Genomic DNA, 26,183 nt, shown 5'->3' on the forward strand with positions numbered 1-26,183 from the left:
CTCGATCCCGTGGGGGGCGCCCCCGCGCGCCGCGGGCGCCCCCCCGCGGCGGGGGGCGCGGCCCGGGGGGGGCGCGGGGGGGGCGCGCGGGGCGCCGGAGTCCTGCGGGGCGTCAGATGTGGATGACGTCGGGTGTCGGTGACGTCAGGTGGAGATGGCGGGGAGCAGCCCGGTGACCGGCGCCGCCTGGTCGGTGAGCTGGTGGAGCTGGTGGAGTTCGTGGATCCGGCTCAGTCCGCCGAGCTGCTCGCCGACGCCGGGGTAGTCGGCGCGGGCCTCCTCCGTCATGCCGGTGGTGGCGAGGTTGTCGAGTTCGGCGATCGGGCTGATCGGCGGTCCGAGCGGGCTCGCGGGGGCGGCGACGGCCTGGGTGGCGGCACCACCGAGGCAGGAGAACGCGGCGGCGACGGCGAGGACCGAGGAGATGCGTCGAGGTGAGGTCACACCCTCACAACGGAACGTTCCGCCGGGGGACACGCGGCGGGCCCCGGCGTCCTCCGAACGGGCCACCGCTCCCCCGGCCGCCGGACCGGCCCACGGGCCGGTGACCGCGCTGTAGGCTGGCCGCCCGAACCGAGGCCGACCCGCGTGCGGAGGGCAGTTGAGCGAGCTCGTGCGCGGCACCCCCGGACTCGTCCGGGCGGTCAACGACCGCGCCGCCCTCCATCTGCTGCTCCGCCAGGGGCCGCTCACCCGCCCGGAGATCAGCCGGCTCACCGGCCTGTCCAAGCCCACCGCCTCCCAGGTCCTCGCGCGCCTCGAAGGCGCCGGTCTGGTGGTCGGCAACGGGCTGCGCACCGGGCTGCCGGGCCGGGTCCCGGAGACGTACCGGGTCAATCCGGCGGCGGCCTACGCGACGGCCGTGGACGTGACGCCCGAGTGGATCGCGGTCCGGGCCGCGGACATCACCGGCGCGGTGCTCGGCGAGAGCGAGGCGCCCGCGCCGGCCGGGGGCGGCCGGGAGGCGCTGGTGACGGCGCTGCGCGCGGCGCTCGCCCGGGTGCCGACGCCGGAGCCGCCGCGGCGGGTGGTGGTCGGCGTGCAGGGCGCGGTGGACCCGACGACCGGCCGGCTCGCCCACGCCAGCGAGGAGGACATGGCGGCGTGGTTCTTCCCGGACGTGGAGCGGACGCTCGGCGAGGAGCTGGGGGTGCCCGTCCGGATCGAGAACGACGTCAACCTCGCGGCCGTCGCCGAGCGGGCGCACGCGGCGGCCGGCTGCGCGGACTTCGTCCTGCTGTGGGCGGACGAGGGCCTGGGCGCGGCGCTCGTCCTCGACGGGCGGCTGCACCGCGGCCACTTCGGCGGCGCGGGCGAGGTCGGCTATCTGCCGCTGCCCGGCGCGCCGACCGCCCGCGAGGCCGGCGACCCCTACGGCCGCCACGGGTACCAGGAGCTGGCGGGCGGGGACGCCGTACGGGACCTGCTGCGCGCGCACGGGGTGCCGGGCGCGGACTTCGCGGAGACGGTCGCGGAGGCGGTGCGCCGGGGCGGGTACGGGGGCGACACGGGTGCGGCGCGTGCCGCGGGTGCGGCGGGGGAGGACGCTCCTGCCGTGGGCGAGGCTCCTCCCGTCGGCGAGGGCGCGGAGGCGGCGCGGGCCGGGCTCGGGCGGGTGGCGGCCCGGCTGGCCGCCGGTCTCGCGTCGATCGTCACCGTCGTGGACCCGGGGCTCGTCGTCCTCGCGGGCCGGCTCTGCGCGGCGGGCGGCGAGCCGCTGCGCGCGCTGGTCGAGCGCGAGCTGCGGGTCCTCGCCCACTCCAGGGCCCGGATCCGGCTGTCGGCGGTGCCCGGGAACCCGGTGCTGGCCGGCGCGCTCGACCTGGCGCTGACGGCCGTCCGCGAGGAGGTCTTCGGCGGGCCGCCGCCGGTCGGCGGCGGCCCCGTCCTCTGACGCCGGCTCAGCGGCGGGGGAACCAGCCCCTGCGCTCGGGCGCGGGGGCGGGCGCCTGCCAGGGGCTCGCGGGGACGGCCCCGGGGAAGAGCGGGCCGGTGCGCGGCTGGACGCGCTCCAGCCGGGCGGTCCACGGCCCGTCCGCGTACTCGAACTGGACGACGAGCGGGCCCTCGGGCAGCGGCGCCCGCTCGCGGCGGGGGCCGATCTCGCTGATCAGATAGTCGTCGTCCGGGAGCACGGTGGGGTCCTCGTGCCCGGCCAGTTCGAAGACGTTGACGATGATGTTGCTGTCGCCCCGGTAGTGGATCGCCAGGTCGGCGACGCCGGCGGTGTGCAGCAGCACGTCCGGGCCCCGGAACGCGACCTCCTGCTCGGTCAGCCGCGGGGCCGAGGCGAGCGGCGCGACCTCGAACCGCCATGGGCCCTCGGCCTCCAGCCGGAGCCGCAGGGGGCCGCTCGTGGGGACGGTGGCGAGCACCCGGCCGAAGAAGTGGTCCTCGGTGCTGCTGATCAGGTTGTCCGTGTCCTTGTTGCGCTTGTCGAGGACGTCCAGGCACGTGTAGCCGGCGTTCGGGACCTCCAGCTGGACGACGACTGGGCCGGGCGGCAGCCCTTCCACGGTGATCACGTCGTTGTCGCGCCCGGTCTCGACGTACGGGGCGAACACCGGCCCGTACGCCCACACGTCGTCCTGCGCGGGCGCCACAGGGCCGACGGGCGGGGCCGGGGTGGGGACGGCGCCGTACGCCGGGGCCGTCGGGTACTGCCCGGGTACGGGAGCGGGGGCGGGTACGGGGCCGGGGGCGGGTACGGCTCCGGGCGCTGCGTACGCGGCGGGCGCGGGCGCGACCGGCGGGGGCGCGACCGGCGGGGGCGCGAAGCCCGGGGCCGGGGCCGGGGCGGGAACGCCGGGACCGAAGCCGGCCGGCCCGGGCGGCGGCGCGAAGGGGGGCGCAGGGACCGGGGCGGGCGCCGGAGCGGGGGCGGGCGCGGGGGCGGGCGCCGGGGCCGCGAAGGCCGGTGGGGGTGTGTGCGGGGCGGGAGCGGGGGCTGGGGCGGGGTGCGGGTCCGTGCCGGCGACGTGGACGCCGTGGTCGGTGGCCAGGCCCTCCAGGCCGTTGGCCCAGCCCTGGCCGACGGCCCGGAACTTCCAGCCGCCGGCCCGCCGGTAGAGCTCGGCGAGCACCATCGCGGTCTCCCCGGCCGCGTCCGTCACGTCGTAGCGGGCGACCGGGGTGCCGTCGGGGGCGAAGGCCTCCACCGAGAGCCCGGGCACGTCCCGGAGGGCGCCCCGGTCCGTGGAGCCGACGACGAGCACGCGGTCGACGTCTGGTTCGAGCGCCGGCAGCCCGACCTCCAGCCAGTCGCCGCCGTCCTCGGCCCGGGCGAACCGCACGACGCCGTTCGGGTGCGCGGGCTGGCCGTGGAAGACCACGTCGGCGTCGCCCCGGACGAGCCCCCGCCCGGTGAGCAGGAGCGCCATCGCGTCCATGCCCCGGCCGCGTACGGCGATCCGCAGCGGCACCGAGGGCACGAAGCCGTTGTCCCCCTTGATCAGCGTCGTCATCGCGCTCCGACCCTTCCCCTCATGTCCCCACCCGGTCGATCGAGGAAGATCCTCCGCGACGGGCGCCCCCGGGACAAGGGCCCGGCCCGCGCGTGAGTGGTCCGCCCGGCTCTGGGCACTCGCGGGATGAGACGCCGGTACCGTCCGGCCGCGCGAGGAGGTGACGACGTGGTCCGCGACACCATCCTGGTCCAGGCGCCGCTGAAGCGGGTGTACGACCAGTGGACGCAGTTCGAGGAGTTCCCGCGCTTCATGCACGGCGTGGTGGCGGTGAAGCAGACCGACGCACGGCACCTGCACTGGCGGACGAGCATCGCCGGGGTCCGCCGGGAGTTCGACACCGAGATCGTCGACCAGTCGCCGGACGAGCGGATCGCCTGGCGCACCGTGGGCGGCGAGGTGCACCAGCGGGGCGTCGTGACCTTCGAGCCGGTCGGCGCCACGCACACGCGCGTGCGGCTGGTGATGGAGCTGGAGCCCGAGGGGGCGGCCGTGAAGGCGGCCTCGGCGCTGGGCGTGGTGTCCAGCCGGGTCTCCGGCGACCTCCGCCGGTTCAAGGACTTCGTCGAGGACCGGCACGGGGCGACCGGCGGCTGGCGCGGCCGGCTCCGGCCCGCCGGCGCGGCGCGCTCCCCCGGCGCGGAGCCCGGTCCCGTACCGCCTCCCCCGCCTCCCCCTCCGTCCGATCCCCCCGGCTTCCCGTCCGGGCGGCAGCCGATGCCGCCCCGCTGAACCCCGGCGCCGGACACCGGTCCGTCGTCGCCCCCTCGACATCCGACATCCGAAAGGCCCTGGTCATGGTCCCGATCCTGCTCGTCCTCCTGTTGATCCTGGTGCTCTTCGGCACCGGCTTCGCCGTCGAGGCCCTCTGGTACATCGCCCTGGCGGTGCTGGTCCTGTGGGTGCTCGGCTTCCTGTTCCACGGCTCGGGTTCGCGGTGGTACCGCTGGTGATCCGCGCCTTCCCGCGACCCCGGGAGCTCGTCGCCCCTCAGCGGGCGGCGGGCTCCCGGGCCGTCTCCGCCCCCTCCCCCATTTAGTTTGATTTTCAACCACTAATCGGGGGATGATGATCCCGCGACCCGCGGCACGCGCGGGGCGAGGCGAAGGCGAAGGAGCGGACAGTGAGCGACGCCGTGGCGGCACCGGCCGGGCAGCGGATCTTCCTCGACAAACAGACCCCCGACGCCTTCAAGGCGTACGTCAAGGCCGCCCAGACGGTCCGGGCCGCCGCTGACGCCGCCGGCCTCGACCGCATCCTGGTCGAGCTGGTGAACCTGCGCGTGTCCCAGCTCAACGGCTGCGCCTACTGCCTCGACACCCACACCCGCGCCGCCCTCGCCGCCGGCGAGACCCCGCGCCGCCTCGGCGTGCTCGCGGCCTGGCGGGACACCGAGGTCTTCACCCCGCGCGAACGGGCCGCCCTCGCCCTCGCCGAGGCCACCACCCACCCGGCCGAGGCCGACGCGCAGGAGCGGGCCTACGCCGAGGCCCGCGAGGTCCTGGACGACGCCGCGCTCTCCGCCGTGATCTGGGTGGCCATCACCATCAACGCCTTCAACCGGGTGTCGATCCTCAGCAAGCACCCCGTGCGCGAGAGCTGACGCCCGGTCCGGCCGTCCGCGGCACCTCCCCGTCGAACGCGCGATCGGTCCCGGACGGCGCGGACAGGTAAAGTCTCCGGGTCGCCCGAGCCGCCGAGCCGCCGCCCGGGGCTCTCCCCCCCCCTCGTACGACAGGTCCCCTCTCCTTGCCTTCCGCCGTCGCCCCCGCTTCCGCCCCGACCCCGCCCGTCTCCCGGTTCCGTGCCCCGAAGTCCGACTGGATGCGCGATCCGCGGGTGTGGCGGACCGAGGTGCTCGCGGGGCTCGTCGTCGCGCTGGCGCTGATCCCGGAGGCCATCGCCTTCTCGGTGATCGCCGGGGTCGATCCGGCGATGGGGCTCTTCGCCTCGTTCACGATGGCGGTCACGACGGCGATCGTGGGCGGGCGGCGGGCGATGGTCTCGGCGGCGACCGGGGCCGTGGCGCTCGTCATCGCGCCGGTCAACCGGGAGCACGGCGTCCAGTTCCTGATCGCCACGGTCATCCTCGCCGGCCTCTTCCAGATCGTGCTGGGGCTCGTCGGGGTGGCGAAGCTGATGCGGTTCGTCCCGCGTCCGGTGCTGGTCGGCTCGGTGAACTCGCTCGCCGCCCTGGTCTTCCTGGCCCAGCTCCCCGAGACCCGGAACGTGCCCCTGGCGGTGTACGGGCTGATCGCCGCCGGCATCGTGCTGCTCGTCCTCTTCCCGAAGGTGACGACACTGATACCCGCCCCGCTCGTCACGATCACCGTCCTCACCCTGGTGACGGTGGCCGCCGGGATCGCGGTGCCGACCGTCGGCGACCGGGGCGCGCTGCCGTCGGCGCTCCCCGTCCCCGGCCTGCCCGACGTGCCGTTCACCGCCGGCACGCTGGCGACGATCGCCCCGTACGCCCTCGCCGTCGCCCTCGTCGGCCTGGTGGAGTCGCTGCTGACGGCGAAGATCGTCGACGACCTCACGGACACCCCGTCGAACAAGACCAGGGAGTCGGTCGGGCAGGGCATCGCGAACGTCGTCACGGGCCTCTTCGGCGGCATGGGCGGCTGCGCCGTCATCGGCCAGACGATGATGAACGTGAAGGTGGCCGGCGCCAGGACCCGGGTCTCCACCTTCCTCGCCGGCGTGTTCCTGATGGCCCTGTGCGTGGTGCTCGGGCCGGTGGTCTCGAAGATCCCGATGGCCGCGCTGGTGGCGGTCATGGTGATCGTGTCGGTCGCGGCCTTCGACTGGGAGTCGGTCGCCCCGCGCACCCTGCGGCGCACCCCCGTCGGGGAGACCGTCGTCATGCTGGTCACGCTGGGCTGCGTCCTGGTCTCCCACAACCTCGCGCTCGGCGTCGTCGTCGGCTCGGTCACCGCCACCGTCGTCTTCGCCCGGCGGGTCGCCCGCCGCACCACCGTCACCGCGGTCACCGACCCCGACGGGACGACCGCCGTCTACCGGGTCTCGGGCGAGCTGTTCTTCGGCTCCGCCGAGGCGTTCACCGACCGTTTCGACCCCGCCGGCGACCCGGACCGGATCGTGCTCGACCTGTCCGCCGCACGGGTCTCGGACGCGTCGGCCGTCGCCGCGCTGGACGCCGTCGAGGCGGCGTACGCCCGGCGCGGCAAGACCGTCGAGATCACCGGCCTCGACCCGGCCGGCGCGGCCCTCCGCGCCGGCACCGCCACGCTCTAGAACCGCCCGATCCCGTCCCGCGCAAGGGGTTCGGTTTTCCGAACCCCCGGTTCGGGGGCGGGCACCATCGCCTGGTCAGGGCCCGTCCGCCGAGGATGAGGGCATGATCGAGACGGCGAAGGACATCGGGACGGAAGCGGCCGCGCGGGCGGAGGACCTGCGCCGCGTGTACGGGCGGGGCGGCGCGGCCGTACGGGCGCTGAACGGGGTGTCGGTGACCCTCGCGCCCGGCACGTTCACGGCGGTGATGGGGCCCTCGGGCTCCGGCAAGACCACCCTGCTGCACTGCCTCGCCGGCATGGACCGGCCCACCGGCGGCTCCGTCTGGTGGGGCGGTACGGAGATCTCCCGGCTGCCCGAACGGCGGCTGGCGGAACTGCGGCGCAGCCGGGTCGGTTTCGTCTTCCAGGCGTTCAACCTGATGCCGGCGATGACCGTCGCCCAGAACGTCGAGCTGCCCGGCCGGCTGGCCGGCGCACGCCCCGACCGGGGCCGGGTCCTGGACGCGCTCGCCCGGGTCGGGCTCGCCGGGCGCGAGCGGCACCGGCCCGGGCAGCTGTCGGGCGGGCAGCAGCAGCGGGTGGCCATCGCCCGCGCGCTGGTCTCCCGCCCGCGGGTCCTCTTCGCCGACGAACCGACCGGCGCGCTCGACCGGGCCACCGGCCACGAGATCCTCGCCCTGCTGCGCGCCGGCGTGGACCGGGAGGGGCAGACCTGCGTGATGGTGACCCATGACCCGGTGGCCGCCGGGTACGCGGACCGGGTGCTGCTGCTCGCCGACGGGGTCCTGGTGGACGCGCTCGACCGGCCGTCCGCCGCCCGGGTCGCCGAACGCCTGAGCCGGCTGGGCGGGTGAGCCCGATGGTCACGCTCGCCCTCGCGCCGCTCCGCCGGCGCCCGGCCACCTTCGCCGGCCTGGCCGTCGCCCTCTTCCTGGCCATCGCCACCCTGACGATGTTCGGCCTGCTCTTCGCCGCGGGTCTCGCGGCCGGCGAGGAGGCGCGGCGGGCGGTCGCCGGGCCCGGACCGATGGTGATCGCCGGCGCGTTCGGGGAGATCGCCGTCCTGGTCGCGTTCTTCGTCGTGGTCAACGCGCTCGGCTTCGCCCTTCGGCAGCAGCACCGCGAACTCGCCCTGCTCCGCACCGTCGCGGCCACCCCGCGCCAGACGCGCCGGCTGGTCCGCGGCCAGGTCGTCGCGACGACGCTGCTGGTGACCGCGCCGGCCTGCGCCGCCGGTGCCGCGGCCGCGCGCCGCTTCCTCGCCGAGCTGCAGCGGCGCGGCATGGCCGCCCCCGGTCTGACCGTGCCGGACACCGTCCTGCCGATGCTGATCGCCCTGGCGGCCGCCCTCGCCGTCGGCCTGGCCGCCACGGCCGTCGCCGCCCGGCGGATCTCCCGGATCGCGCCCGTCGCCGCCCTCACCGCCAGCACGACCGAGCACGCGCGGACCGGGGCGCCGCGGCTGCTCGCCGGCGTCGGCGCGCTGGCCGGCGGCGGCCTGCTGCTGCGGCTGGCGGCCACCCGGCCGATGGAGCAGGCGGACAAGGCGGGGCAGGCGGCGCTGCTCGGTTCGCTGGTGCTGCTGGTCGCCGTCGCCCTGCTCGGCCCGCTCGCGGCGCGCCTCCTGGCGGCCGCGGCGGGCGCGCCGGTCCGGCTCCTGGCGCCCCGGGCGGGGTGGCTGGCCGACGCCAACCTGCGCGGGTACGCGCGGCGGCTCTCGTCCGCCGTGGTGCCGGTCGCGCTCCTCGTGGGCCTGTCGGGCACCATGTCGATCATGACGAGCACCGCGGGGAACGCGCCGGGCATGACGACGTCCGGCGTCACCTCGGCCACGGACGTGTGGCTGCGCCAGAGCGAACTGGCGCTGCTGGTCTGCTTCGCGACCGTCTCCACGGTCAACACCCTGGTCGCCGTGACCGCCGGGCGGCGCCGCGAGTTCGCGCTGCTGCGGCTGGTCGGCGCGACCTCGTCGCAACTGCTGCGCATGCTGACCGTGGAGGCCGTGCTGACGACGGTGGTGGGCGTGCTGCTCGGCGCCACCGTCGCGGGAGCCGCGTCGGCCGCGTTCAGCACGGCCGTGACCGGCTCGGCCGTCCCGACCGTCCCCCTGGCCACCTGCGGCTGGATCGTGGCGGGCGCCGCGGCGCTGACCGTCCCGGTCATCCTGGTCACGGGGATACGGGCGGTCCGTGGCCCGGCGACGGAACGGGTGGGTGACGGCGGTGACGGTGACTGAGCCGGGAGACGCCGACGACGCCCCGGACGGCGGGCCCGCTCCCGGGGGCGGCCACCGCCCCCAGGACGGCTCCCGCCCTGGGGGTCGCTCCGATCCCGAGGGCGACTCCCGCCCTGGGGGCCGCTCCGGTCCTTGGGACGGCTCCGGTCCCGAGGGCGGCTCCCGTCCTGGAGGCGGTTCCTGTCCCGGGGGCGACTCCCGCCCTGGGGACGGTTCCCGACCCGAGGGCGGCTCCCGCCCTGGGGACGGCTGTGGTCCCGGGGGCTGCTCCGGTCTCGGGGGCGGTTCCCGTCCCGGGGGCGGTTCGCGACCCGAGGGCGACTCCCGACCTGGGGACGGTTCCCGACCTGGGGACGGTTCCCGACCCGGGGGCGACTCCGGTCCCGGGGACGGTTCCCGACCCGGGGGCGACTCCCGACCCGGGGACGGCTCACGCCCCCAGGGCGACTCCCGCGCTGGAAGCGACTCCCAACCCGAGGGCGACTCCGGTCCCGGAAGCGGCTCCCGTCCCGAGGGCGGCTCCCGGTCTCCGGGCCGCGGGTGGTTCTCCGTCGGCGGTGGCGAGTGGCTCTTCGCCGTCGTCGGGCTGCCGCTCGGGCTGCTCTGCGGCGGTTACGCGATCGCCGTCCTGTACGCGGGAGTGCTGCTGTCGCTGACGGTGCTGGGCCTGCCCTTCGTGGTCGCCGCGCTCATGGGTACGCGGGGGCTCGGCGCGCCGCACCGGCGGCTCGTCGGCCGGCTGCTCGGGGAGCGGATCGAGGCGCCGGCGCCGCTCCCCCGCGCCACGGGGCCGGTCGCGCGCGGCCGTGCCGTGCTGACCGACCCGGTCGGCTGGCGGACCCTGCTCTACCTGGTGCTGCGGCTGCCGCTCGGCGTGCTGGGGTTCGCCGCCGCTGTGGCGCTCCCGCTCGGCTGCGGCTGGCTGATCGGCTTCCCGCTGTGGGTACGGCTCCTGGAGCCGGAGCCGCGGGCGTTCGACTGGGCCGACGCCGTCTCCGTACCGCTGGGTCTCGTGCTGCTTGCCGCGGTACCCGCCGCGATCAGGGCGCTGAGCGCGGCGAACCGGCGGCTCGCGGCCCTGTTGCTCGGTCCCGCGCCGGCGCAGCAGCGGGTCCGGCGGCTGGAGGCGGCCCGGGCCGCGCTGCTCGCGGAGAACGCCGACCGGCTGCACCGCCTGGAGCGCGACCTGCACGACGGGACCCAGGCCCGGCTGGTCGCCCTGGCCATCACCCTCTCGCTCGCCGACGACGCGCTGGCGCCCGCCGCGGGCCCGGACCTGGAGCGGACGCGCGGCCTGGTGAAGCGCGCCCGCGGCCAGACCGACGACACCATCGCCGAACTGCGGCTGCTCACCCGGGGGATCCGGCCGGTCGCGCTGGACGGCGGCCTCGCGCAGGCGCTGCCCGGCCTGGCCGCCACCTCGCCCGTGCCGGTCGCCCTCCGCCTCGACCTGCGGGAACGGCCGGACCCGGCGGTCGAGCGGGCGGTCTACTTCTGCGCCGCCGAACTCCTCACCAACGTGGCCCGGCACAGCGGCGCGCGCACGGCGGAGCTGGCGGCGTCCGCCGTCGGGGGACGGGTCCGGCTGACCCTCCGCGACGACGGGCGCGGCGGCGCGGCGCCCGGCGCCGGCACGGGTCTGACCGGTCTGGCCGAGCGGCTGGCGGCGGTGGACGGCGTCCTGACCGTCGACAGCCCGCCCGGCGGGCCGACCACGGTCACGGCCGAACTCCCGTCGTCGCTGTGAGCGGTGCCCGCCCTCAGCCGGCGCTCTCCGCGAGGTACGTGAGGACGGCCTTCACGCGCCGGTTGTCGGTGTCGCTCGCCCGCAGGCCGAACTTCACGAAGACGGCGGCGACATGCTTCTCCACCGCCCGCTCGGACACCACCAGCGACGCGGCGATGGAGCGGTTGGAACGGCCCTGGGCCATCAGCTCCAGCACCTCGCGCTCACGCGCCGTGAGCGAGTCCACGGGCCCGCGCCGCCCGCCGCGCATCAGCCCGGTGACCACCTCGGGGTCGAGCGCCGTGCCCCCGCTCGCGACGCGGTGCAGCGCCTCGACGAACTCGTCGGTGCGGGCGACGCGTTCCTTCAGCAGGTAGCCGACGCCCGCCGCCCCGTCGGCCAGCAGCCGGGCGGCCCAGACGGTCTCGATGTGCTGGGAGAAGACCAGGATGCCGACGTCGGGGGTCCGCGCCCGGATCTCGACGGCGGCGCGGATGCCCTCGTCGGTGTGGGTGGGCGGCATCCGGATGTCCACCACGGCCACGTCGGGCCGGTGTGCGTCGACGGCGGCGACGAGTTCGGGCGCCGTGCCGGCGGTGGCGACCACCCGGCAGCCGCGGGCGCCGAGCAACTCGACCATGCCGTCGCGCAGGACGACGGAGTCCTCGGCCAGGACGACGCTGAGCTGTCTGTCGATCACCGGCCCCATTATCGGGGAAGCGAACGGTCGGCCACCCGCCGCAGGTGCCCGGCGAAGACCTCGGCGGCGTCCGGGGTGAGGGTGCGCAGGGCGACCAGGGCGGTGATGACGACGTCGCAGAGCTCCGCCTCGACGTCGCCCCAGCCGTGGCTGGTCCCCTTCCGCGGATTCTGCCCGGTGGCGCCGATCACCGCCTGCGCCGCCTCCCCGACCTCCTCGGACAGCTTGAGCACGCGCAGCAGGATCTCCTGCCCGGGCGGCAGCTCCTGATGGGCCGTGAGCCAGTCGTGGAGGCGGGTGATGGTGTCCCACGTGTCATCGGTCATGGCGACACCCTGCCACCCCTCGCCTCGCGGGCGCCTTCCTCACGGAACACGCCCTGGGCGTCGAAGACCGGCCGCGGACTACGCCTCGGCGTCCTGCGGGTACCAGCGGAGTTCGACCGTGTTGCCGTCCGGGTCCTTCACGTAGACGGACTGGGCCGAGCCGCGGGCGCCCCAGCGGGGGACGGGGCCCTCCAGGACGTCGAACGCGCCGGAGTCGATGACCTCCTGCCAGTCGAGCGGGTCGACGACGAGGCAGATGTGGTCGACGTTGGACTCGCCGCGGGGGCGGGAGAAGAGGTCGATGACGGTGCCCTCGTCGATCCGGACGGACGGGAACGGCACCTTGCCGGCCCGCCACTCCTCGACCCGCTCCGGCGCGAGTCCCAGCGGGCCGGTGTAGAAGGCGAGGGCGCGCTCGACGTCGGTGACGTTGAGGACGAGGTGGTCGAAGGCTTTGACGCGCATGCGGTGTCTCCCGTGTTCCGTTCGGTGGTGCCGGTCCGACGGGGTCGGCGACCGCCGCGGCGCCGCGCATCCACGTATCCACGCCTGAACGCATGAACGCTTCCGCGCGTCCTGACCGGCCCGCACCTCCCCCGTGCAGGTAGTGCCTATCACGCCGGACCGCCCGCGCCCCACTCGAATCCGTCACGCCGCCGCGAGGCGGCCGGAGCGGGCACGGTCACCGCATGGCAGCTCCTGGACGCCGACAGCCGGAGGCGCGGTTCGGGACGTACGCGGAGTCGGCGCGGCGTCAGAAGTCGATCGGGTCGCGGACGAGGGGGCAGGTCATGCAGTGGCCGCCGCCGCGTCCGCGGCCCAGCTCCGCGCCCACGATGGTGATGACCTCGATGCCCGCCTTCCGCAGCAGCGTGTTGGTCTGGGTGTTGCGGTCGTAGGTGAAGACCACGCCGGGCTCCAGGGCGACGGCGTTGTTCCCGCTGTCCCACTGCTGCCGTTCGGAGGCGTAGACGTCGCCACCGGTCTCGATGACCCGCAGGCCGGGCAGGCCGAGGGCCTTGGCGACGACGTCCGTGAACGGGGTGTCGCCCTCGTCGGTGATCTCGACGCCGGGCGCGCGGTCGGAGGGGCGCAGCGAGAAGCTGTGCACCGCGTCCACGATCTTCGGGTAGAGCGTGACGACGTCACGGTCGGCGAAGGTGAAGACGGTGTCGAGGTGCATGGCGGAGCGCAGCTTGGGCATGCCCGCGACGACGACGTGCCGGGCGGCGCCGTTCTCGAAGAGGGCGCGGGCGACCTGGGTGATGGCCTGCCGCGAGGTGCGTTCGCTCATGCCCATGAGGACGACGCCGTCGCCGACGGGCATGATGTCGCCGCCCTCGAAGGTGGCCTGGCCCCAGTCCTGTTCGGGGTCGCCCCACCAGACGGTGGCGTCCTTGAAGTCGGGGTGGTGGGTGTAGACGGCCTTCATGAGCAGCGTCTCGCCGTGCCGGGCGGGCCAGTACAGGGGGTTGAGGGTGACGCCGCCGTACAGCCAGCAGGTGGTGTCCCGCGTGTAGAGCGTGTTGGGCAGCGGCGGCATCAGGTACTCGCGCGCTCCGACGCCCTCGCGGGCCAGGGCCGCGTGGCCGGAGCGGATGTCCTGGGGCAGGTCGGCGGTGGAGAGGCCGCCGATCAGGTGGTCGGTGAGTTCGCGCGGGGCGAGCGAGTCGAGGAAGGCGCGGGTGTCGTCGATGAGCCCGAGGCCGACCTCGTTGGCGGTGATCTTGCGGTCGAGGAGCCACGCCCGCGCCTCGGGGAGGGCCATGGTCTCGGTGAGCAGGTTGTGCAGCTCGACGACCTCGACGCCGCGCTGGACGAGCTTGTTGACGAAGTCGGCGTGGTCGCGCTGGGCGTTCTCCACCCACATGACGTCGTCGAAGAGGAGGTCGTCGGAGTTGGTGGGGGTCAGTCGGCGGTGGGCCAGGCCCGGGGAGCAGACGAGGACCTTGCGGAGCCGGCCGACCTCGGAGTGGACGCCGAGGGGAGGGGTGGCCTCGGGGGTGGCGGGGTTCATCGCTGGCCTTTCCTTTCCGGACGGGGCGGTTCGCGGAGCTGCCGCCTTCGGGACCGCTGCTCGCGGTCGCTCACAGTTCGATCCAGCCGGCGGTGAGGGCGATGACGCCGACGACGGCCCCGGCCACGGAGACGGCGCAGACGACCGCCTCGCGGGGGCTGAAGAGGCGCCGGCCCTGCTCCCGGCGGGCCTTGACGAAGAGCAGGGTGGCGGGGGCGTACAGGATCAGGGAGACCAGGACGAACTTCAGCCCGGCCGCGTACAGCAGGAAGGCGGTGTAGAGGGTGGCGACGGCGGCGATGACGAGTTCGCGCCGGGTGCTGTCGCCGGTCACCCGGTTCTGCCGGGGCCGCAGGGCGATCTTGACGGCGAAGGCCGCGGCGAGGAGGAAGGGGATGAGGCTGAGGGCGCTGGTGAGGTCGAGGGCGAAGTTGAAGGCGTCGTCGGAGAAGGCGGTGACGACGAGGACGACCTGGCTCAGCGCGGTGGTCATGAGCAGGGCGGGGGCGGGGACGTCGTTCTTCGTGGCGCGGCCGAGGAAGCGGGGCATGTCGTCGTCCTTGGCGGCGACGAAGAGGACCTCGGCGGCCATCAGGGTCCAGGCGAGGTAGGCGCCGAGGACGGAGACGATGAGGCCGGCGCTGACGAAGACCTTGCCCCAGGTGCCGACGGCGGCCTCCAGGACGCCCGCCATGGAGGGCTGGCGCAGTTCGGCGATCTCGCTCATGGGCAGGATGCCGTACGACACGATGGTGACCGAGGCGAAGACGGCGAAGACGCTGAGGAAGCCCAGGACGGTGGCGCGGCCGACGTCCTCGCGGCGGCGGGCGTGCCGGGAGTAGACACTGGCGCCCTCGACGCCGAGGAAGACGAAGACGGTGGCGAGCATGGTGCCCCGGACCTGGTCGAAGAGGGAGCCCGCGTAGTCGGCGCCGCCGAAGTTGTCCGCGAAGACGGAGGGTTCGAAGCAGAAGACCGCGAGCAGGACGAAGACCAGGATGGGCACGATCTTGGCGACCGTGACGATCCGGTTGATCGCCGCCGCCTCCTTCACGCCGCGCCGGATGAGCAGGAAGAAGCCCCACAGGCCGACCGAGGAGAGGACGATCGCGAGGGCGGTGTCCCCGTCGCCGAGGGCGGGTGCCACGGCGCCGATCGTCGACATGATGAGCACCCAGTAGGTGACGTTGCCGACGCAGGCGCTGGCCCAGTAGCCGAAGGCGGAGAAGAAGCCCAGGTACTCGCCGAAACCCGCCTTGGCGTACGCGTACACGCCTGCGTCCAGGTCGGGGCGGCGCACGGCGAGCGTCTGGAAGACGAAGGCGAGCATGAGCATGCCGGTGCCGGCGACGGCCCAGGCGATGAGCGCGCCCGCGACACCGGTCTCCTGGGCGAAGCGGCGGGGCAGCGAGAACACGCCGGCGCCGACCATGGAACCGACGACCATCGCGGTGAGGGTGAGGAGGCTGAGCTTGACCGCCGGTGGGGCGCCGCCGGGGGCGGCCTCGGCACTGGGTTCCGCTGTGGTCATGGGCATACCTCGCCGGTCCGCTCGCGCCGCGGTTCGGCGCGAAGTGAAGAGCGTCGGGCCGCTCAGACTCTAGTTCCGGACGACCGTTTGCGCCCGTTTTGTCGGATCTTGTACGTGCTCCGCCGGAAGGAGCGCGCATGCCGTCCGGCGGGCGGGGCAGCCGCCGCGTGTACGAGAGTCCATGACGTCACGAAGAGCGGCAGGGGGTCGCCATGACCAAGGCACGCGACATCATGACCCCGGACGTGACCTGCGTCCGGAGCGAGGAGAGCGTGGTCGACGCCGCGCGGAAGATGGTCGAGCTGGATGTCGGCGCGCTGCCGATCTGCGGGCCGGACGAACGCCTGAAGGGCATGCTCACCGACCGCGACATCGTGGTGCGGGTGGTCGCCGAGGGCCGGGACCCGTCCGCGTGCACCGCGGGTGAGCTGGCCCGGGGCGAGCTGGTGTGGGTGGGTGCGGACGACTCCCTGGACCGGGTCCTGGAGCTGATGGCCGACCAGAGGATCCGCCGGATCCCGGTGATCGACGGGCATGTGCTGGTCGGGATCATCGCCCAGGCGGACGTGGCCCGCCGGCTCCCCGACAGCACGGTCGGCGACCTGGTCGCGGACGTCTCCCGCCCGGCCGCCTGAGGACCGCCTGAGGACCGTCCGAGGACCGCCCGGGACGGTCGGAGGAGCACCCGGAACGGTCAGAGGCGGCGCAGCGCTCCCTCCGCGCGCAGGTCGGCGAGGGTCGGGTAGCCGTCGACGGCCATGATCAGGTCGGTCTCCGCGAGGAGCGAGCGCAGCACGTGCACGACGCCGTCCTCGCCGCCGGCCGCCAGCCCGTACGCGTACGGGCGGCCGATGCCGACGGCGGTGGCGCCGAGGGCGAGCGCCTTGACGGCGTCCGCGCCGGTGCGGACGCCCGAGTCGAAGAGGACCGGCAGCCCGTCGGCCGCCTCGACGACGCCGGGGAGGGCGTCGAGGGCGGGCAGTCCGCCGTTGGCCTGCCGGCCGCCGTGGTTGGAGCAGTACACCGCGTCCACCCCGCCGTCCCGGGCGCGGCGCACGTCCTCGGGGTGGCAGAGCCCCTTGAGGATCAGCGGCAGGTCGGTGAGGGAGCGCAGCCACGGCAGGTCGTCCCAGGTGAGGGGGTTGCCGAAGACGCCGACCCATTCGAGGATCGCGGCCCCGGGGTCCTCCTCGGGCGCCTTGGCGAGGCGGGCGCGGAAGACCGGGTCGGAGGTGTAGTTGGCGAGGCAGTGGCCGCGCAACTGCGGGAAGTTGCTCCCGGCGAGGTCGCGGGGGCGCCAGCCGGTGACCCAGGTGTCGAGGGTGACGACGATCCCCCGGAACCCGGCGGCCTCGGCGCGCCGCACCAGGCTCTCGGCGAGGTCCCGGTCGGTGGGGGTGTAGAGCTGGAAGAAGCCGGGGGTGTCGCCGAACTCGGCGGCGACTTCCTCCATCGGGTCCACGCTCAGGGTGGAGGCGACCATGGGGACGCCGGTGCGGCGGGCCGCGCGGGCGGTGGCGAGGTCGCCGTGCCCGTCCTGGGCGCAGAGCCCGATGACGCCGACGGGGGCCAGGAAGAGCGGTGAGGGGAGCCGGAGGCCGAACAGGTCGACGCCCAGGTCCCGTCGGGTGGCCCCGACCATCATCCGGGGCACCAGGCCCCAGCGTTCGAAGGCGGTGACGTTCGCCCGCTGGGTGAACTCGTCGCCGGCCCCGCCCGCCACGTACGACAGCACCGACGGCGGCAGCGCCGCGCTCGCCCGGGCCTCCAGGTCGGCGTAGGTCATGGGATGGGAGGGGAGGACGCCGCCGAGGCCCGCGAGGTAGATCTCGTTCTGGTAGTCGCCGTACCGCCCGCCGAACGCGCCGCTCATCGTGGCCCCGCCCTCTCCCTCGCCGTCCCGGCCCGGGCCCGCCCCGGCCGCCGGTGGCGCCCACGGTGCCAGCCCGCGGGCCGGAGCGCCATGGGCGGGGCGCCGTGCCCGGCATATTCCGGTGCGTCCGGGGGCGGCGCGGTGGTGGAATCGCCGGATGCGCATGGACGACGAGCGGACGACGGTGGTGGACCGAGGGCGGTTCCCGGACGCCGTGACCCCCTGGGACGACGAGGAGTGGCGGCGGGACGTGCTCGGCTGGGCCGGACGGGTCCTGGCCGGCCGCGGTCTGGTGGAGACCGGCGCCCGCGAGGTGCGGGTGCGGCCGTGGTCGGTGCTCGTGCGGTTCCGCACCGGCGACGGCGAGCGGGACGCGGTGTGGCTGAAGGCGGGCGCCCCGTCGAACGCCTTCGAGGCCGGGCTCTCGCGGGCGCTCGCCGACTGGGTGCCGGGGCATGTGATGACCCCGCTGGCGGTGGACGCGGGCCGCGGTGTGTCGCTGCTGCCCGACGGCGGGCCGCTGTTCCGCGGGCTCGTCGACGCGGGCGAGGCCGGCCCGGAGGCGTGGACGACGGCGCTGGAACAGTACGGGGCGATGCAGCGGCGGCTCGTCCCGTACGCCGACCGGCTGGCCGGGCTCGGGGTGCCGCGGGCGCGGACGCGGGACCTGCCGGACGCCTTCGACGCGCTCGTCGCCGACAACCCCTTCTTCGACGCGGACGAGCGCGCCGCGCTGCTGCGCCGGCGGCCGCGGCTGGTCGAGCTGTGCGCCGAGCTCGACGCGTACGGCCTGCCCGACTCGCTCGACCACTGCGACCTGCACGACGGGCAGCTCCTCGCCCCGGCCCCCGGCCGCTTCACCTTCTTCGACTGGGGCGACGCCTCCGTCGGGCACCCCTTCGGCAGCCTCCTGATCCCGGTGCGCGCGGTGCGGGAGCGGTACGGTCCCGAGCACGTGGCCCCGATGGTGGACGCGTATCTGGAGCACTGGACCGGGCTCGGCCCGTCGGCGGCGGAGCTGCGGCGGGCCGCGGGGCTCGCGGTCCGGCTGGCGGCGCTGGGGCGCGCGGGCACCTGGTTCCGGCTCTTCCCTGGGACGCCGCTCGGCAGCAGCCACGACGCGAGCGCGTACTGGGTGCGGGAACTCTTCGCCGCCGAGGACCTGTTGGAGCCGTGACGGTCCCGGCGCCCCGCCCCTACAGGCCGACGTCCCGGGCGCGGAGGTCCTCCTGGGTCTCCCGCCGGACCAGCAGCCGGGCGGCGCCGTCGCGGACGGCGACGACCGGCGGCCGGCCGACGAGGTTGTACGAGGAGGCCATCGACAGGTGGTACGCGCCGGCCACCGGCACCGCCAGCAGGTCGCCCGGGCGCAGGTCGGCCGGCAGGGCGACGTCCTCGGCGAGGAGGTCGCCCGCCTCGCAGTGGCGGCCGGCGACGGTGGTGCGGACGGCGGGGGCGGTGGAGCGGCGGCCGATCAGGCGGGGTGCGTACCGGACCCCGTACAGGGCGGGTCGCGGGTTGTCGCTCATGCCGCCGTCGACGGCGGCGAAGGTCCGGCCGGCGGTCGTCTTGACGGCGAGGACCCGGTAGAGGGCGACGCCGGCGGGTCCGACGACGGCCCGGCCCGGTTCGACGAGCAGCCGGGGCACGGGCAGTCCGGCGGCGGCGCAGCTCTCCGCGAGGGCGGCGCGGAGCCGGCGGGCGAGGGCGGTCGGGTCGAGGACCGGGTCGCCGGGCCGGTAGGCGATGCCGTGGCCGCCGCCGAGGTCGAGCTCCGGCAGGACGACGCCGTGCGCGTCCCGGACCCGGGCCATGAGGCCGACGAGTCGGCGCAGGGCGGTGAGGTAGGGCTTGGCCTCGGTGATCTGGGAGCCGAGGTGGCAGTGCAGGCCGGTGAGTTCGAGCTGCGGCTGGTCGAGGACGCGGGCGACGGCGTGCTGGGCGTGGCCGTCGCGCAGGGAGAGCCCGAACTTCTGGTCGTCCGTGCCGGTGCGGACCTTGGCGTGGCCGCCCGCGCCGATCCCGGGGGTCACCCGGAGCATGACCTTCTGGTGGCCGCGCGGGCCGACGGCGGCGGCGAGCCGGGCGATCTCGGCCGGGCTGTCGATGACGATCCGGCCGACGCCGAGGCGCAGGGCGGTGTCGAGGTCGGCCGGGGACTTGGCGTTGCCGTGGAGGAGGATCCGCTCGGGCGGGAAGCCGGCGGTGACGGCGAGTTCGAGCTCGCCGGCGGAGCAGACGTCGAGGCCCAGCCCCTCCTCGTCGACGAGACGGACGAGGCCGCGGCAGAGGAACGCCTTGGCCGCGTAGTGCACCTCGGCCCCGGGCGCGGGGAAGGCGGCCCGGTAGGTGCGGGCGCGGTCGCGGATCTCGGCCTCGTCGAGGACGTAGACGGGGGTGCCGTGGGCGTCCGCGATGTCGGCCAGCGGCACACCGGCGAGGAGGACCCGGCCGCCGGGCTCCTCGGTGGCGGTGGCGGGCCAGACGGAGAACGCGCGGACGGCGTCGACGGCCTCGTCGCCGGGCAGGTCGGTCACGGTCATGCGTCGGTCCCCCTCACGAACGCGTCGGCGCGGCGGGCGCAGAGCGTCGCCGGCAGGGTCTGCGGGAGGTCCGAGACGGTCTCCCGGGTGGGGGCCGGGGTGTAGGGGGCCGTGAGGACGGGGTCGACGGTCAGGGCGTGGACGCCGAGCGGGCGGGCGAGGGCGCGCAGCGCGGGCTCGGAGAGCGGGATCCACGGCTGGTCGGCGCCGAGGGTGGCCCGGAGCCGTTCGGGGCGGGTGAAGGCGACGGCCGTGCGGGTGCCGACGGGCGTGCGGAAGAGGCGGGTCGAGACGCCGTGGGATCCCGGGCGGACGGGCACGCAGAGGCGTCCGCCCGGGACCGGTTCCAGCGGATCCGGGTCGGCGGACTCCTGGGCGGCGGGTTCCGGCTGGGCGGACTCCGGGGCGACGGGTGCCGGATCGGCGGGCTCCGCGTCGGCGGGCTGCGCGGCCTCGCGTCCCGAGTCGGCGGGCCCGCGGTCCGCGCGGCCTCGGTCCGCCGGGCCTCGGTCGGCGGTGAGCCGGGTGTGGGGCATGAGTGCCTCCTGGGTGCTCGGGTCCCGCCGGCGGTCCGGCGGGGTGCGTCTTCGCAGCCTTGCCCGGCGGGGAGCGGTCCGTCCCCGTTCCTGACGCGGTTCTGACGCCGGATCGGCCGACTCTTGACGCGTTCGTCACGCCGGGTGCCGGGCCCGGGCCGGGCCGTCGCCCGAGGAAGAGGGAGTCCCGCCGTGCCGTCGCATCGCCGCCCGAGGCAGCCGAACCGTTCGTGGGCGGCCCGCAAGCGGCGGGCCGCGCCCAGCCCGCGGCGCCGGGCCGCGGCCGGGGTCGTACGGGCTCCGCTCCGGGCCGGGCGGCCTGCGTGACGGGCCGTCGGTGGGCGTGCCGGGGGCGCGTGTCGCGGCGGGTGTCCCGCCCGGCCCGTCCTGGCACTTCGTGTCTCCCTGCCCTCGTGAGTCCGGGGTCGCCGCCACCCTCCTGCATACCGGCCTGGGGTATGTGACCCCAAGGGGGTAGGGGCCGTCGCGGACGTCGACGGCCGGGGGGCCGGGATGGCACTGCGTGCCTGGTCGGAGGGGACCGGGACGTCGGCTGGACGGAGGGGCCGGGAAGCTGGAAACCTCGGCGTTCGAGGACCCGATCACCGGTCCCGTACGTGCGCCGCCGCGAGGGGAGCGTGGCCCGGGCCCGTGATCGCCGCGTCCTCGAAGGCGCGTCCGCCGCACCCGTACGCGCCGGAACCGCGAGGAGGAGGACCACCGATGACCGCCGCCCGGGAAGAACGGCTCCAGCTCGACGCCGCGAGCGTCGACAACGCGAGGACGACGCTGCTCCAGCTCCTCGCGCGGGCGGGGGTGTACTCCGGCGACGCCGAGGAGCTGATCGGCCTCGTCGAGGCGGGCGCGCTCGCCGTCGCTCACGAGACGCTGGCCGGCACCGGGCGGCAGGCCCCGCCGGGCAGCGGCGAGCCGTACAGCGCGGGGTGGCGGGACGGCTCGCGGGCCGTCACCGAGGGGCTCGCGGGCCTCGCCGACCGGGCCCTGGGCGTGGCCGTCGCGGCGGAGGCCGGGGAGGACCCGGACGCCCGGCCGCGGGTCGGCCGGATGGAGGTCGAGCGGGCCAAGGTGGCGGTCGTGCCCCTGTACCTCACCTTCTCCGAGGAGTCCGACCTCGACCCCGAGGTCACCGAGCAGGTCCTCGCGGCCTCGCTCGCGACGATGGGGGTCCGTCAGCGGGCGGCCTATCCGGGACGGCTGACGGCGTTCGCGGCCGAGCACCGGCCCCATCTGGAGCGGCTGTACGCCACGTACGGGCCGGGCAGCGCGATCGCCATCCACGGCCGCTACACCCTCGTCCACTCCCCCACGAGCCTCGCCGTCCTGGAGCGGCTCGCCGCCCGCCCCGCGGAGCTGCGGGAGGAGTGGGACGCGGCCGAACTGCCGCCGGCCTGGCTCGACGGGCTGACCCGCGCGTGGGACGCGACGGTCTGACCCGGTGGCGCGCCGGCGTGCGCCGGGCGCGGGGTGCGCTCCGTCACAAGGGGCGCGGCGGGGGCGACCCGGTGGCGCGCGGGGCCGGTCGCGCACATAGGGTGGCGGCATGCCCAGAACCTCTCCGGCCCTTGCCCTCGACGCCCTCCTCGAAGGCAACCGTCGCTTCGTCTCGGGCACGCCCGAGCACCCGAACCAGGACGCCGCGCGCCGCACCGAGCTCGCGCCCGGCCAGGACCCGTTCGCCGTCATCCTCGGCTGCTCCGACTCGCGGCTCGCGGCCGAGATCATCTTCGACCGGGGGCTCGGCGACCTCTTCGTCGTCCGCACCGCCGGCCACGTCCTCGGCCCCGAGGTCCTCGGCAGCGTCGAGTACGCGACGAGCATCCTCGGCGCGCGCCTCGTGGTCGTCCTCGGCCACGACTCCTGCGGCGCGGTCGCCGCTGCCCGCGCGGCCGTCGAGGACGGCTTCGCGGCGAGCGGCTTCGTGCGGGACGTGGTGGAGCGGGTGACGCCGAGCATCCTGGCGGCCAGGACCGCCGGTCTGACGGCGGACAGCGACATCATCGACGAGCACATCCGGCACACCGTGGACCTGCTCCTCGACCGCTCCCGGCTGCTGTCCGAGCAGGTCGCGGCCGGCGAGACGGCCGTCGTCGGGCTCGGCTACCGGCTGGACGAGGGCAGCGCCCGCCTGGTCACCACGCGCGGCGTCGTCGTGGAGGAGGGCACCCCGGCGTGACGAACCGCTTCGACTGCTCCGACCCGGCGGCCCGCGCGGCGGGCCTCACCGAGGCCGCGGCCGCGGTGCGCCGCGGCGACCTGGTGGTCCTGCCGACGGACACCGTGTACGGGGTCGGGGCGGACGCCTTCGACCCGAAGGCGGTCGCCTCGCTGCTGGCCGCGAAGGGCCGCGGCCGTCACAAGCCGTCCCCCGTCCTGGTCGACTCGGCCGCCGCGCTCGGCGAACTGACCGACGAACTCCCCGACGCGGCCCGGGCGTTGATCGACGCCTTCTGGCCGGGCGGGCTGACCCTGGTGGTCCGCCACCGCGCCTCCCTGGACTGGGACCTGGGCGAGACCGGCGGCACGGTGGCCGTCCGGATGCCGGACCACCCGCTGACCCTGGAGCTCCTCGCGGCGACGGGCCCGCTGGCGGTCTCCAGCGCCAACCTCACCGACCACCCGTCGCCGCAGGACTGCGACGCCGCCCAGGCGATGCTGGGCGACGCGGTGGCGGTGTACCTCGACGGCGGCCGCACCCCGGGGGCGGTGTCGTCGTCCATCGTGGACCTCAGCGGCGCGACCCCCGTCCTGGTCCGCGACGGCGTCCTGCCGGTGCCCGAACTCCGCGCACTGGTACCGGACCTGATCGTCCCCTGACCCACACCCCTCCCCGGGCCCCGGGCCGACGGAATATCCGTTGCCCGGGTCCGGGGCGCCGACTACCGTCTGCTCCCATCGACGTGTAGCTCAGCAGCAGAGCGCCGGGCTCCGGACCCGGAGGGGGCGGGGGCGGCACCCGCCACGTCGGCTCATGGACACCCACGCTGATCAGCAGCCTTCGACGCCCCGATCCTTCACCGACTACGCCCGGCACCAGCTGGCCCGGACCTTCGCCGCCTCCCTCGACGGGGCGGATCCCGCGACCCGGCAGCGGACCGCGGAGACGGCGCGCGGCTGGCGCGACGTGCTGGCGGGGATCGCCGCCGGAACGCTGCGGATCGGCTCCACCACGCCGGTGGAGGGCCTGCCCGCCTGGGTCACCCCCGAGGTGCTGCACGGCGGCTTCGCGACCGGCGCGGCCCGGGCTGGCGGTCCGCTCCAGGCGTACGAGCGGGAGGCAGCGCGGCGGGCCGGGGTGCCGGCCGACCGGGCGGCGCTCTTCGCGTACCACCTGACCGAGCCGGGGCTCGCCGCCCTGTGGGAGCTGCTCGACTCGGGCCGCTACGAGGTGACGCTGCCGGAGGAGGCGGCGCTGCTGACGGTGGCCTGGCTCGTACGGGCGGGCGAGACGGAGGCGGCGGTCGAACTGACCGGTGTCCTGCGGCCGTTCGCGGACCGGCTGCGTTTCCTGCCGCGCCCGGCGGACCGGCCCGCGCCGGCCGCCGGATCGGTGCACCGCTCGACGGTCGCGCGGGCGCGCGCCGCGCTGGCGGACCGGGCGCCGAAGCGGGCCGTGGAGGAGCAGCGCGAGGCGCTGTCCGTGTGGCGGCCGTTCGCGGACGAACTCCTGGTCCACTGGCTGGAGTTCACGGGGCCGGAGGGCGTGGTGCGGCCGGGCGCGGTGCCGGACGCCGCGTGGCTGGCGCGCGGCCGGGAGCTGTTGGAGCGGTACGAGCGGCTGGCCGTCGCGCACCCGCTGACCCGCCGGCACCGGGACCCGAAGGGCAACGAGGGCATCCTGCGCGGGGCGCTGGCGGAGCTGGCGGCCGGCCGGGGGCTGGACGCGCGGCGGGCCGGGCTGGTGCGGGTGGCGGTCACCGGGATGGTCCGCAGGCGCGGGCTGCCGGGCTCGGCGCGGCACGCGGCGCTGCGGGGGACGCAGGCCGCGCAGGCGGCGCTGCCCGCCCACCACGCGCTGGCGCACGTGGTCGCGGACCGGCTCGCCGGTCTGCCGCAGGATTCGGGGACCGAGGACGCGGCGGCGTTCCTGGTCCCGGTGACGGAGGCCGAGGAGCGGCGCACGGACCTGCCCCGGGGCGCCGCGATCCCCCGGTCGGTGCGGCGGGTGGTGGACAGGACGCGCAGCGCGCCGCTCGGCGACCTGGTGGCGTCCGGGATCGTCCCGTCGGCGGAGGCGATGGCGGGGCTGGTCCCCCAACTGGTCGCCGCCGAACGGTCCGGGGTCTACCGGGACGCGGCCCTGCGTGCGCTGATGGCGGCGAACTACCGCGCCTTCCGCGCTCGCCGTTCGCTGCTGCTGGTGGATCTGGCCCGGCAGGTGCGGCCGGAGGAGCTGCCGTGGGTGCGGGCGGTGGACGCGCACGCGGAGGGCGACGGCACGACCCGGCGCTCGACGGCCGCGGCGGCGCGGCTGCTGGCCGGGACGGCGGTGGAGCACTTCCCCGGCACGCTGCCGCCCAACCCGCTGGTGCGTGAACTCGGCGCGCTGCTCGGCGGGTCGGGGCTGGACGCGCCGCTCGTGGAGGAGCTCGCCGCGGACATCTTCATGGGCAGGTTCAGCGGCAAGTTCCTCGCCGCGACGGGCGTCGCGGCCGAACTCCTGGGCGGCGGTTCGCTGTACGAGCGGTACTACGGCATCGACTACGCGGAGGTGGCGGCCCTGGCCTCGGCCCGGAGCCGGGGGCGGACGGGTGGTGGGGACGGCGCGGCGCTCGACGCGTTCGCGCGGCTGTGTGAGGCGCGGGCGGGCCGGAGGCCGGCGTACGGCTCCGTGGCCGGGAACGGCATGGTGATCGAGCAGGCGCAGATCCTCACCACGCACAATCTGGCGACGCTGGTGGCGCGGGTCGGGGTCGCGCCGGAGTCCGGCTGGGCGGAGGCGGCGCGCCGCTGCTTCGGCACGGTGGTCCGGCTGACGGAGCGGGCGGGGCGGGCCCCGTATCCGCCGGCGGCGCTCAAGGACGCCGCGTACGCCTGGCGGCAGATGGTCTTCCACCTGTCGCTGTGCGGGGAGGCCGAGCGGGCGGAGGTGCTGGCGAGGCTGCCGGGGGAGGCGGCGCGGCGGCCGCTGGTGGCGTCCCGGCTGGCGCCCGCCCTGCTGGGGCTGCGGCATGTCGCCGACGGCGGGCTGTTCGACGCGGAGGGTTCGGCCCGCGCCGGCCGGGCGCGGCGGCTGACGGGGTGGACGGACGCGGGGCACTGGCTGCGGCCCGATCCGTGGAAGTGAGGGCGGGGCGTGCCCCGGGCCCGGTCGGGGCGCCGGGGCACGGCCCTGTGGCCCTGGGGGTTACGGGACCAGGCGGAGGAGGCGGTTCGGGGAGCCGGTGCCGGGGCTGGTGACCTTGTCGGGGGTGGCGCCGTTCACGAGGGCGGTGGCGACCTGGGCCGGGGTGGCGGAGGTGTGGCCCGCGAGGTAGACGGCGGCGGCGCCGGCGACGTGCGGGGTGGCCATGGAGGTGCCGGAGATGGTGTTCGTCGCCGTGTCGCTGGTGTGCCAGCCGGCGGTGATGGAGACGCCCGGGGCGAACAGGTCGAGGACGGCGCCGTAGTTGGACCAGCTCGCCTTGGCGTCGGTGTTGCTCGTGGCGCCGACGGTGATGGCCTCGGTGACCCGGGCGGGCGAGGAATTGCGGGCGTTGACGCCGGAGTTGCCGGCGGCGACGGCGTAGGTGACGCCGTCCGCGATGGAGCGCTTGACCGCGTTGTCGAGGGTGGTGGAGGCGCCGCCGCCGAGCGAGAGGTTGGCGACGGCCGGGGCTCCGGCGGTGTGGTGGGAGGTCACCCAGTCGATGGCGGCGACGACCCCCGCCGGGGTGGCCGACGCCAATGCGTCCACGAAGCCGCCCCCGGCCACCCAAGAGGCCGTTCGCACCCCCCAGCTGGACCCGCCGCT

At 76.0% G+C, this 26,183-nt stretch carries 25 protein-coding genes and 1 tRNA gene; 15 read left to right on the forward strand and 11 right to left on the reverse strand.

What is annotated here, in order from left to right; translation table 11 throughout:
- Positions 1 to 144: 144 nt before the first annotated feature.
- Complete coding sequence (locus ACFW1I_RS15630) at positions 145 to 444, reverse strand: hypothetical protein (RefSeq protein ID WP_384670055.1); 300 nt, start codon at positions 442 to 444, stop codon at positions 145 to 147.
- Positions 445 to 601: 157 nt separating this feature from the next.
- Here ACFW1I_RS15630 and ACFW1I_RS15635 point away from each other — a divergent pair, with 157 nt between their 5' ends.
- Positions 602 to 1,894, forward strand: a complete 1,293-nt coding sequence (locus ACFW1I_RS15635; protein ID WP_384670056.1) for an ROK family transcriptional regulator — start codon at positions 602 to 604, stop codon at positions 1,892 to 1,894.
- Between the two features lie 7 nt (positions 1,895 to 1,901).
- On the opposite strand, the gene ACFW1I_RS15640 is transcribed toward ACFW1I_RS15635, so the two are convergent.
- Positions 1,902 to 3,464 (reverse strand): TerD family protein, encoded by a 1,563-nt coding sequence (locus tag ACFW1I_RS15640; protein ID WP_384670058.1) that lies wholly within the window; start codon positions 3,462 to 3,464, stop codon positions 1,902 to 1,904.
- 168 nt (positions 3,465 to 3,632) lie between these two features.
- On the opposite strand from ACFW1I_RS15640, the gene ACFW1I_RS15645 reads away from it, so the two are divergent.
- From ACFW1I_RS15645 to ACFW1I_RS15675, 7 genes are all read left to right on the forward strand, one after another.
- Positions 3,633 to 4,196 carry an SRPBCC family protein gene (locus ACFW1I_RS15645; protein ID WP_384670059.1) on the forward strand — a complete coding sequence of 188 codons (564 nt, stop codon included), beginning with the start codon at positions 3,633 to 3,635 and terminating at the stop codon, positions 4,194 to 4,196.
- A gap of 65 nt (positions 4,197 to 4,261) precedes the next feature.
- Positions 4,262 to 4,417 (forward strand): hydrophobic protein, encoded by a 156-nt coding sequence (locus ACFW1I_RS15650; RefSeq protein WP_384670061.1) that lies wholly within the window; start codon positions 4,262 to 4,264, stop codon positions 4,415 to 4,417.
- 170 nt (positions 4,418 to 4,587) lie between these two features.
- Positions 4,588 to 5,067, forward strand: coding sequence for a carboxymuconolactone decarboxylase family protein (locus tag ACFW1I_RS15655; RefSeq protein ID WP_384670062.1), 480 nt, complete (start codon positions 4,588 to 4,590; stop codon positions 5,065 to 5,067).
- A gap of 221 nt (positions 5,068 to 5,288) precedes the next feature.
- Positions 5,289 to 6,722 (forward strand): SulP family inorganic anion transporter, encoded by a 1,434-nt coding sequence (locus ACFW1I_RS15660; RefSeq protein WP_384670064.1) that lies wholly within the window; start codon positions 5,289 to 5,291, stop codon positions 6,720 to 6,722.
- 103 nt (positions 6,723 to 6,825) lie between these two features.
- A complete protein-coding gene (locus ACFW1I_RS15665; protein ID WP_384670066.1) occupies positions 6,826 to 7,578 on the forward strand; it encodes an ABC transporter ATP-binding protein in 753 nt (250 codons plus the stop codon).
- 5 nt (positions 7,579 to 7,583) lie between these two features.
- Positions 7,584 to 8,960 (forward strand): FtsX-like permease family protein, encoded by a 1,377-nt coding sequence (locus ACFW1I_RS15670; RefSeq protein ID WP_384670068.1) that lies wholly within the window; start codon positions 7,584 to 7,586, stop codon positions 8,958 to 8,960.
- Entirely contained in the window at positions 8,953 to 10,707 is a 1,755-nt protein-coding gene (locus ACFW1I_RS15675; protein WP_384670069.1) for a sensor histidine kinase, read from the forward strand. Before ACFW1I_RS15670 ends, ACFW1I_RS15675 begins: the two co-directional genes overlap by 8 nt.
- Before the next feature lie 13 nt (positions 10,708 to 10,720).
- Here the strand turns inward: ACFW1I_RS15675 and ACFW1I_RS15680 are convergent, their stop codons facing one another.
- The 5 genes from ACFW1I_RS15680 to ACFW1I_RS15700 all read right to left on the reverse strand — a co-directional run bounded on the left by ACFW1I_RS15680 (position 10,721) and on the right by ACFW1I_RS15700 (position 15,260).
- Positions 10,721 to 11,395: a response regulator gene (locus ACFW1I_RS15680; protein WP_384670070.1), complete on the reverse strand. Its 675-nt coding sequence runs from the start codon at positions 11,393 to 11,395 to the stop codon at positions 10,721 to 10,723.
- Positions 11,395 to 11,712 carry a MazG-like family protein gene (locus tag ACFW1I_RS15685; protein ID WP_384670071.1) on the reverse strand — a complete coding sequence of 106 codons (318 nt, stop codon included), beginning with the start codon at positions 11,710 to 11,712 and terminating at the stop codon, positions 11,395 to 11,397. The genes ACFW1I_RS15680 and ACFW1I_RS15685 overlap by 1 nt, the downstream gene beginning before the upstream one ends.
- Positions 11,713 to 11,790: 78 nt before the next feature.
- Positions 11,791 to 12,177 (reverse strand): VOC family protein, encoded by a 387-nt coding sequence (locus ACFW1I_RS15690; protein ID WP_384670073.1) that lies wholly within the window; start codon positions 12,175 to 12,177, stop codon positions 11,791 to 11,793.
- A 289-nt stretch (positions 12,178 to 12,466) separates the two neighbouring features.
- Positions 12,467 to 13,729, reverse strand: a complete 1,263-nt coding sequence (locus tag ACFW1I_RS15695; RefSeq protein WP_384670074.1) for an arginine deiminase — start codon at positions 13,727 to 13,729, stop codon at positions 12,467 to 12,469.
- A gap of 70 nt (positions 13,730 to 13,799) precedes the next feature.
- Positions 13,800 to 15,260: a basic amino acid/polyamine antiporter gene (locus ACFW1I_RS15700; protein WP_384670076.1), complete on the reverse strand. Its 1,461-nt coding sequence runs from the start codon at positions 15,258 to 15,260 to the stop codon at positions 13,800 to 13,802.
- A 212-nt stretch (positions 15,261 to 15,472) separates the two neighbouring features.
- On the opposite strand from ACFW1I_RS15700, the gene ACFW1I_RS15705 reads away from it, so the two are divergent.
- Positions 15,473 to 15,895: a CBS domain-containing protein gene (locus ACFW1I_RS15705; RefSeq protein ID WP_384670078.1), complete on the forward strand. Its 423-nt coding sequence runs from the start codon at positions 15,473 to 15,475 to the stop codon at positions 15,893 to 15,895.
- 59 nt (positions 15,896 to 15,954) lie between these two features.
- Here ACFW1I_RS15705 and ACFW1I_RS15710 read toward each other — a convergent pair whose 3' ends face one another.
- The gene (locus ACFW1I_RS15710; RefSeq protein WP_384670079.1) at positions 15,955 to 17,133 is read right to left on the reverse strand and encodes a lactate 2-monooxygenase; all 1,179 of its coding nucleotides are present in this window, start codon (positions 17,131 to 17,133) and stop codon (positions 15,955 to 15,957) included.
- A 157-nt stretch (positions 17,134 to 17,290) separates the two neighbouring features.
- On the opposite strand from ACFW1I_RS15710, the gene ACFW1I_RS15715 reads away from it, so the two are divergent.
- Positions 17,291 to 18,310, forward strand: a complete 1,020-nt coding sequence (locus tag ACFW1I_RS15715; protein WP_384670081.1) for a phosphotransferase — start codon at positions 17,291 to 17,293, stop codon at positions 18,308 to 18,310.
- A 19-nt stretch (positions 18,311 to 18,329) separates the two neighbouring features.
- Here ACFW1I_RS15715 and lysA read toward each other — a convergent pair whose 3' ends face one another.
- Positions 18,330 to 19,676 (reverse strand): diaminopimelate decarboxylase, encoded by a 1,347-nt coding sequence (gene lysA, locus ACFW1I_RS15720; RefSeq protein WP_384670082.1) that lies wholly within the window; start codon positions 19,674 to 19,676, stop codon positions 18,330 to 18,332.
- Positions 19,673 to 20,212, reverse strand: a complete 540-nt coding sequence (locus ACFW1I_RS15725; RefSeq protein ID WP_384670084.1) for an SAV_915 family protein — start codon at positions 20,210 to 20,212, stop codon at positions 19,673 to 19,675. The genes lysA and ACFW1I_RS15725 overlap by 4 nt, the downstream gene beginning before the upstream one ends.
- 723 nt (positions 20,213 to 20,935) lie before the next feature.
- Here ACFW1I_RS15725 and ACFW1I_RS15730 point away from each other — a divergent pair.
- The 5 genes from ACFW1I_RS15730 (at position 20,936) to ACFW1I_RS15750 (ending at position 25,517) form a co-directional block, all read left to right on the forward strand.
- Complete coding sequence (locus ACFW1I_RS15730; RefSeq protein ID WP_384670085.1) at positions 20,936 to 21,664, forward strand: hypothetical protein; 729 nt, start codon at positions 20,936 to 20,938, stop codon at positions 21,662 to 21,664.
- Positions 21,665 to 21,773: 109 nt separating this feature from the next.
- The gene (locus ACFW1I_RS15735; RefSeq protein WP_384670087.1) at positions 21,774 to 22,406 is read left to right on the forward strand and encodes a carbonic anhydrase; all 633 of its coding nucleotides are present in this window, start codon (positions 21,774 to 21,776) and stop codon (positions 22,404 to 22,406) included.
- Positions 22,403 to 23,047, forward strand: coding sequence for an L-threonylcarbamoyladenylate synthase (locus ACFW1I_RS15740; RefSeq protein ID WP_384670089.1), 645 nt, complete (start codon positions 22,403 to 22,405; stop codon positions 23,045 to 23,047). The genes ACFW1I_RS15735 and ACFW1I_RS15740 overlap by 4 nt, the downstream gene beginning before the upstream one ends.
- Before the next feature lie 79 nt (positions 23,048 to 23,126).
- Positions 23,127 to 23,198 (forward strand) — tRNA-Arg (locus ACFW1I_RS15745).
- 3 nt (positions 23,199 to 23,201) lie between these two features.
- Positions 23,202 to 25,517, forward strand: a complete 2,316-nt coding sequence (locus tag ACFW1I_RS15750; RefSeq protein ID WP_384670090.1) for a hypothetical protein — start codon at positions 23,202 to 23,204, stop codon at positions 25,515 to 25,517.
- Between the two features lie 60 nt (positions 25,518 to 25,577).
- Here ACFW1I_RS15750 and ACFW1I_RS15755 read toward each other — a convergent pair.
- Positions 25,578 to 26,183 (reverse strand): S8 family serine peptidase (locus tag ACFW1I_RS15755; protein WP_384670091.1); only part of this gene is annotated, 606 nt, incomplete at its 5' end.

Origin of the sequence: Streptomyces sp. NPDC058955 (genome assembly GCF_042741435.1) — a bacterium.
Lineage (GTDB): Bacteria > Actinomycetota > Actinomycetes > Streptomycetales > Streptomycetaceae > Streptomyces.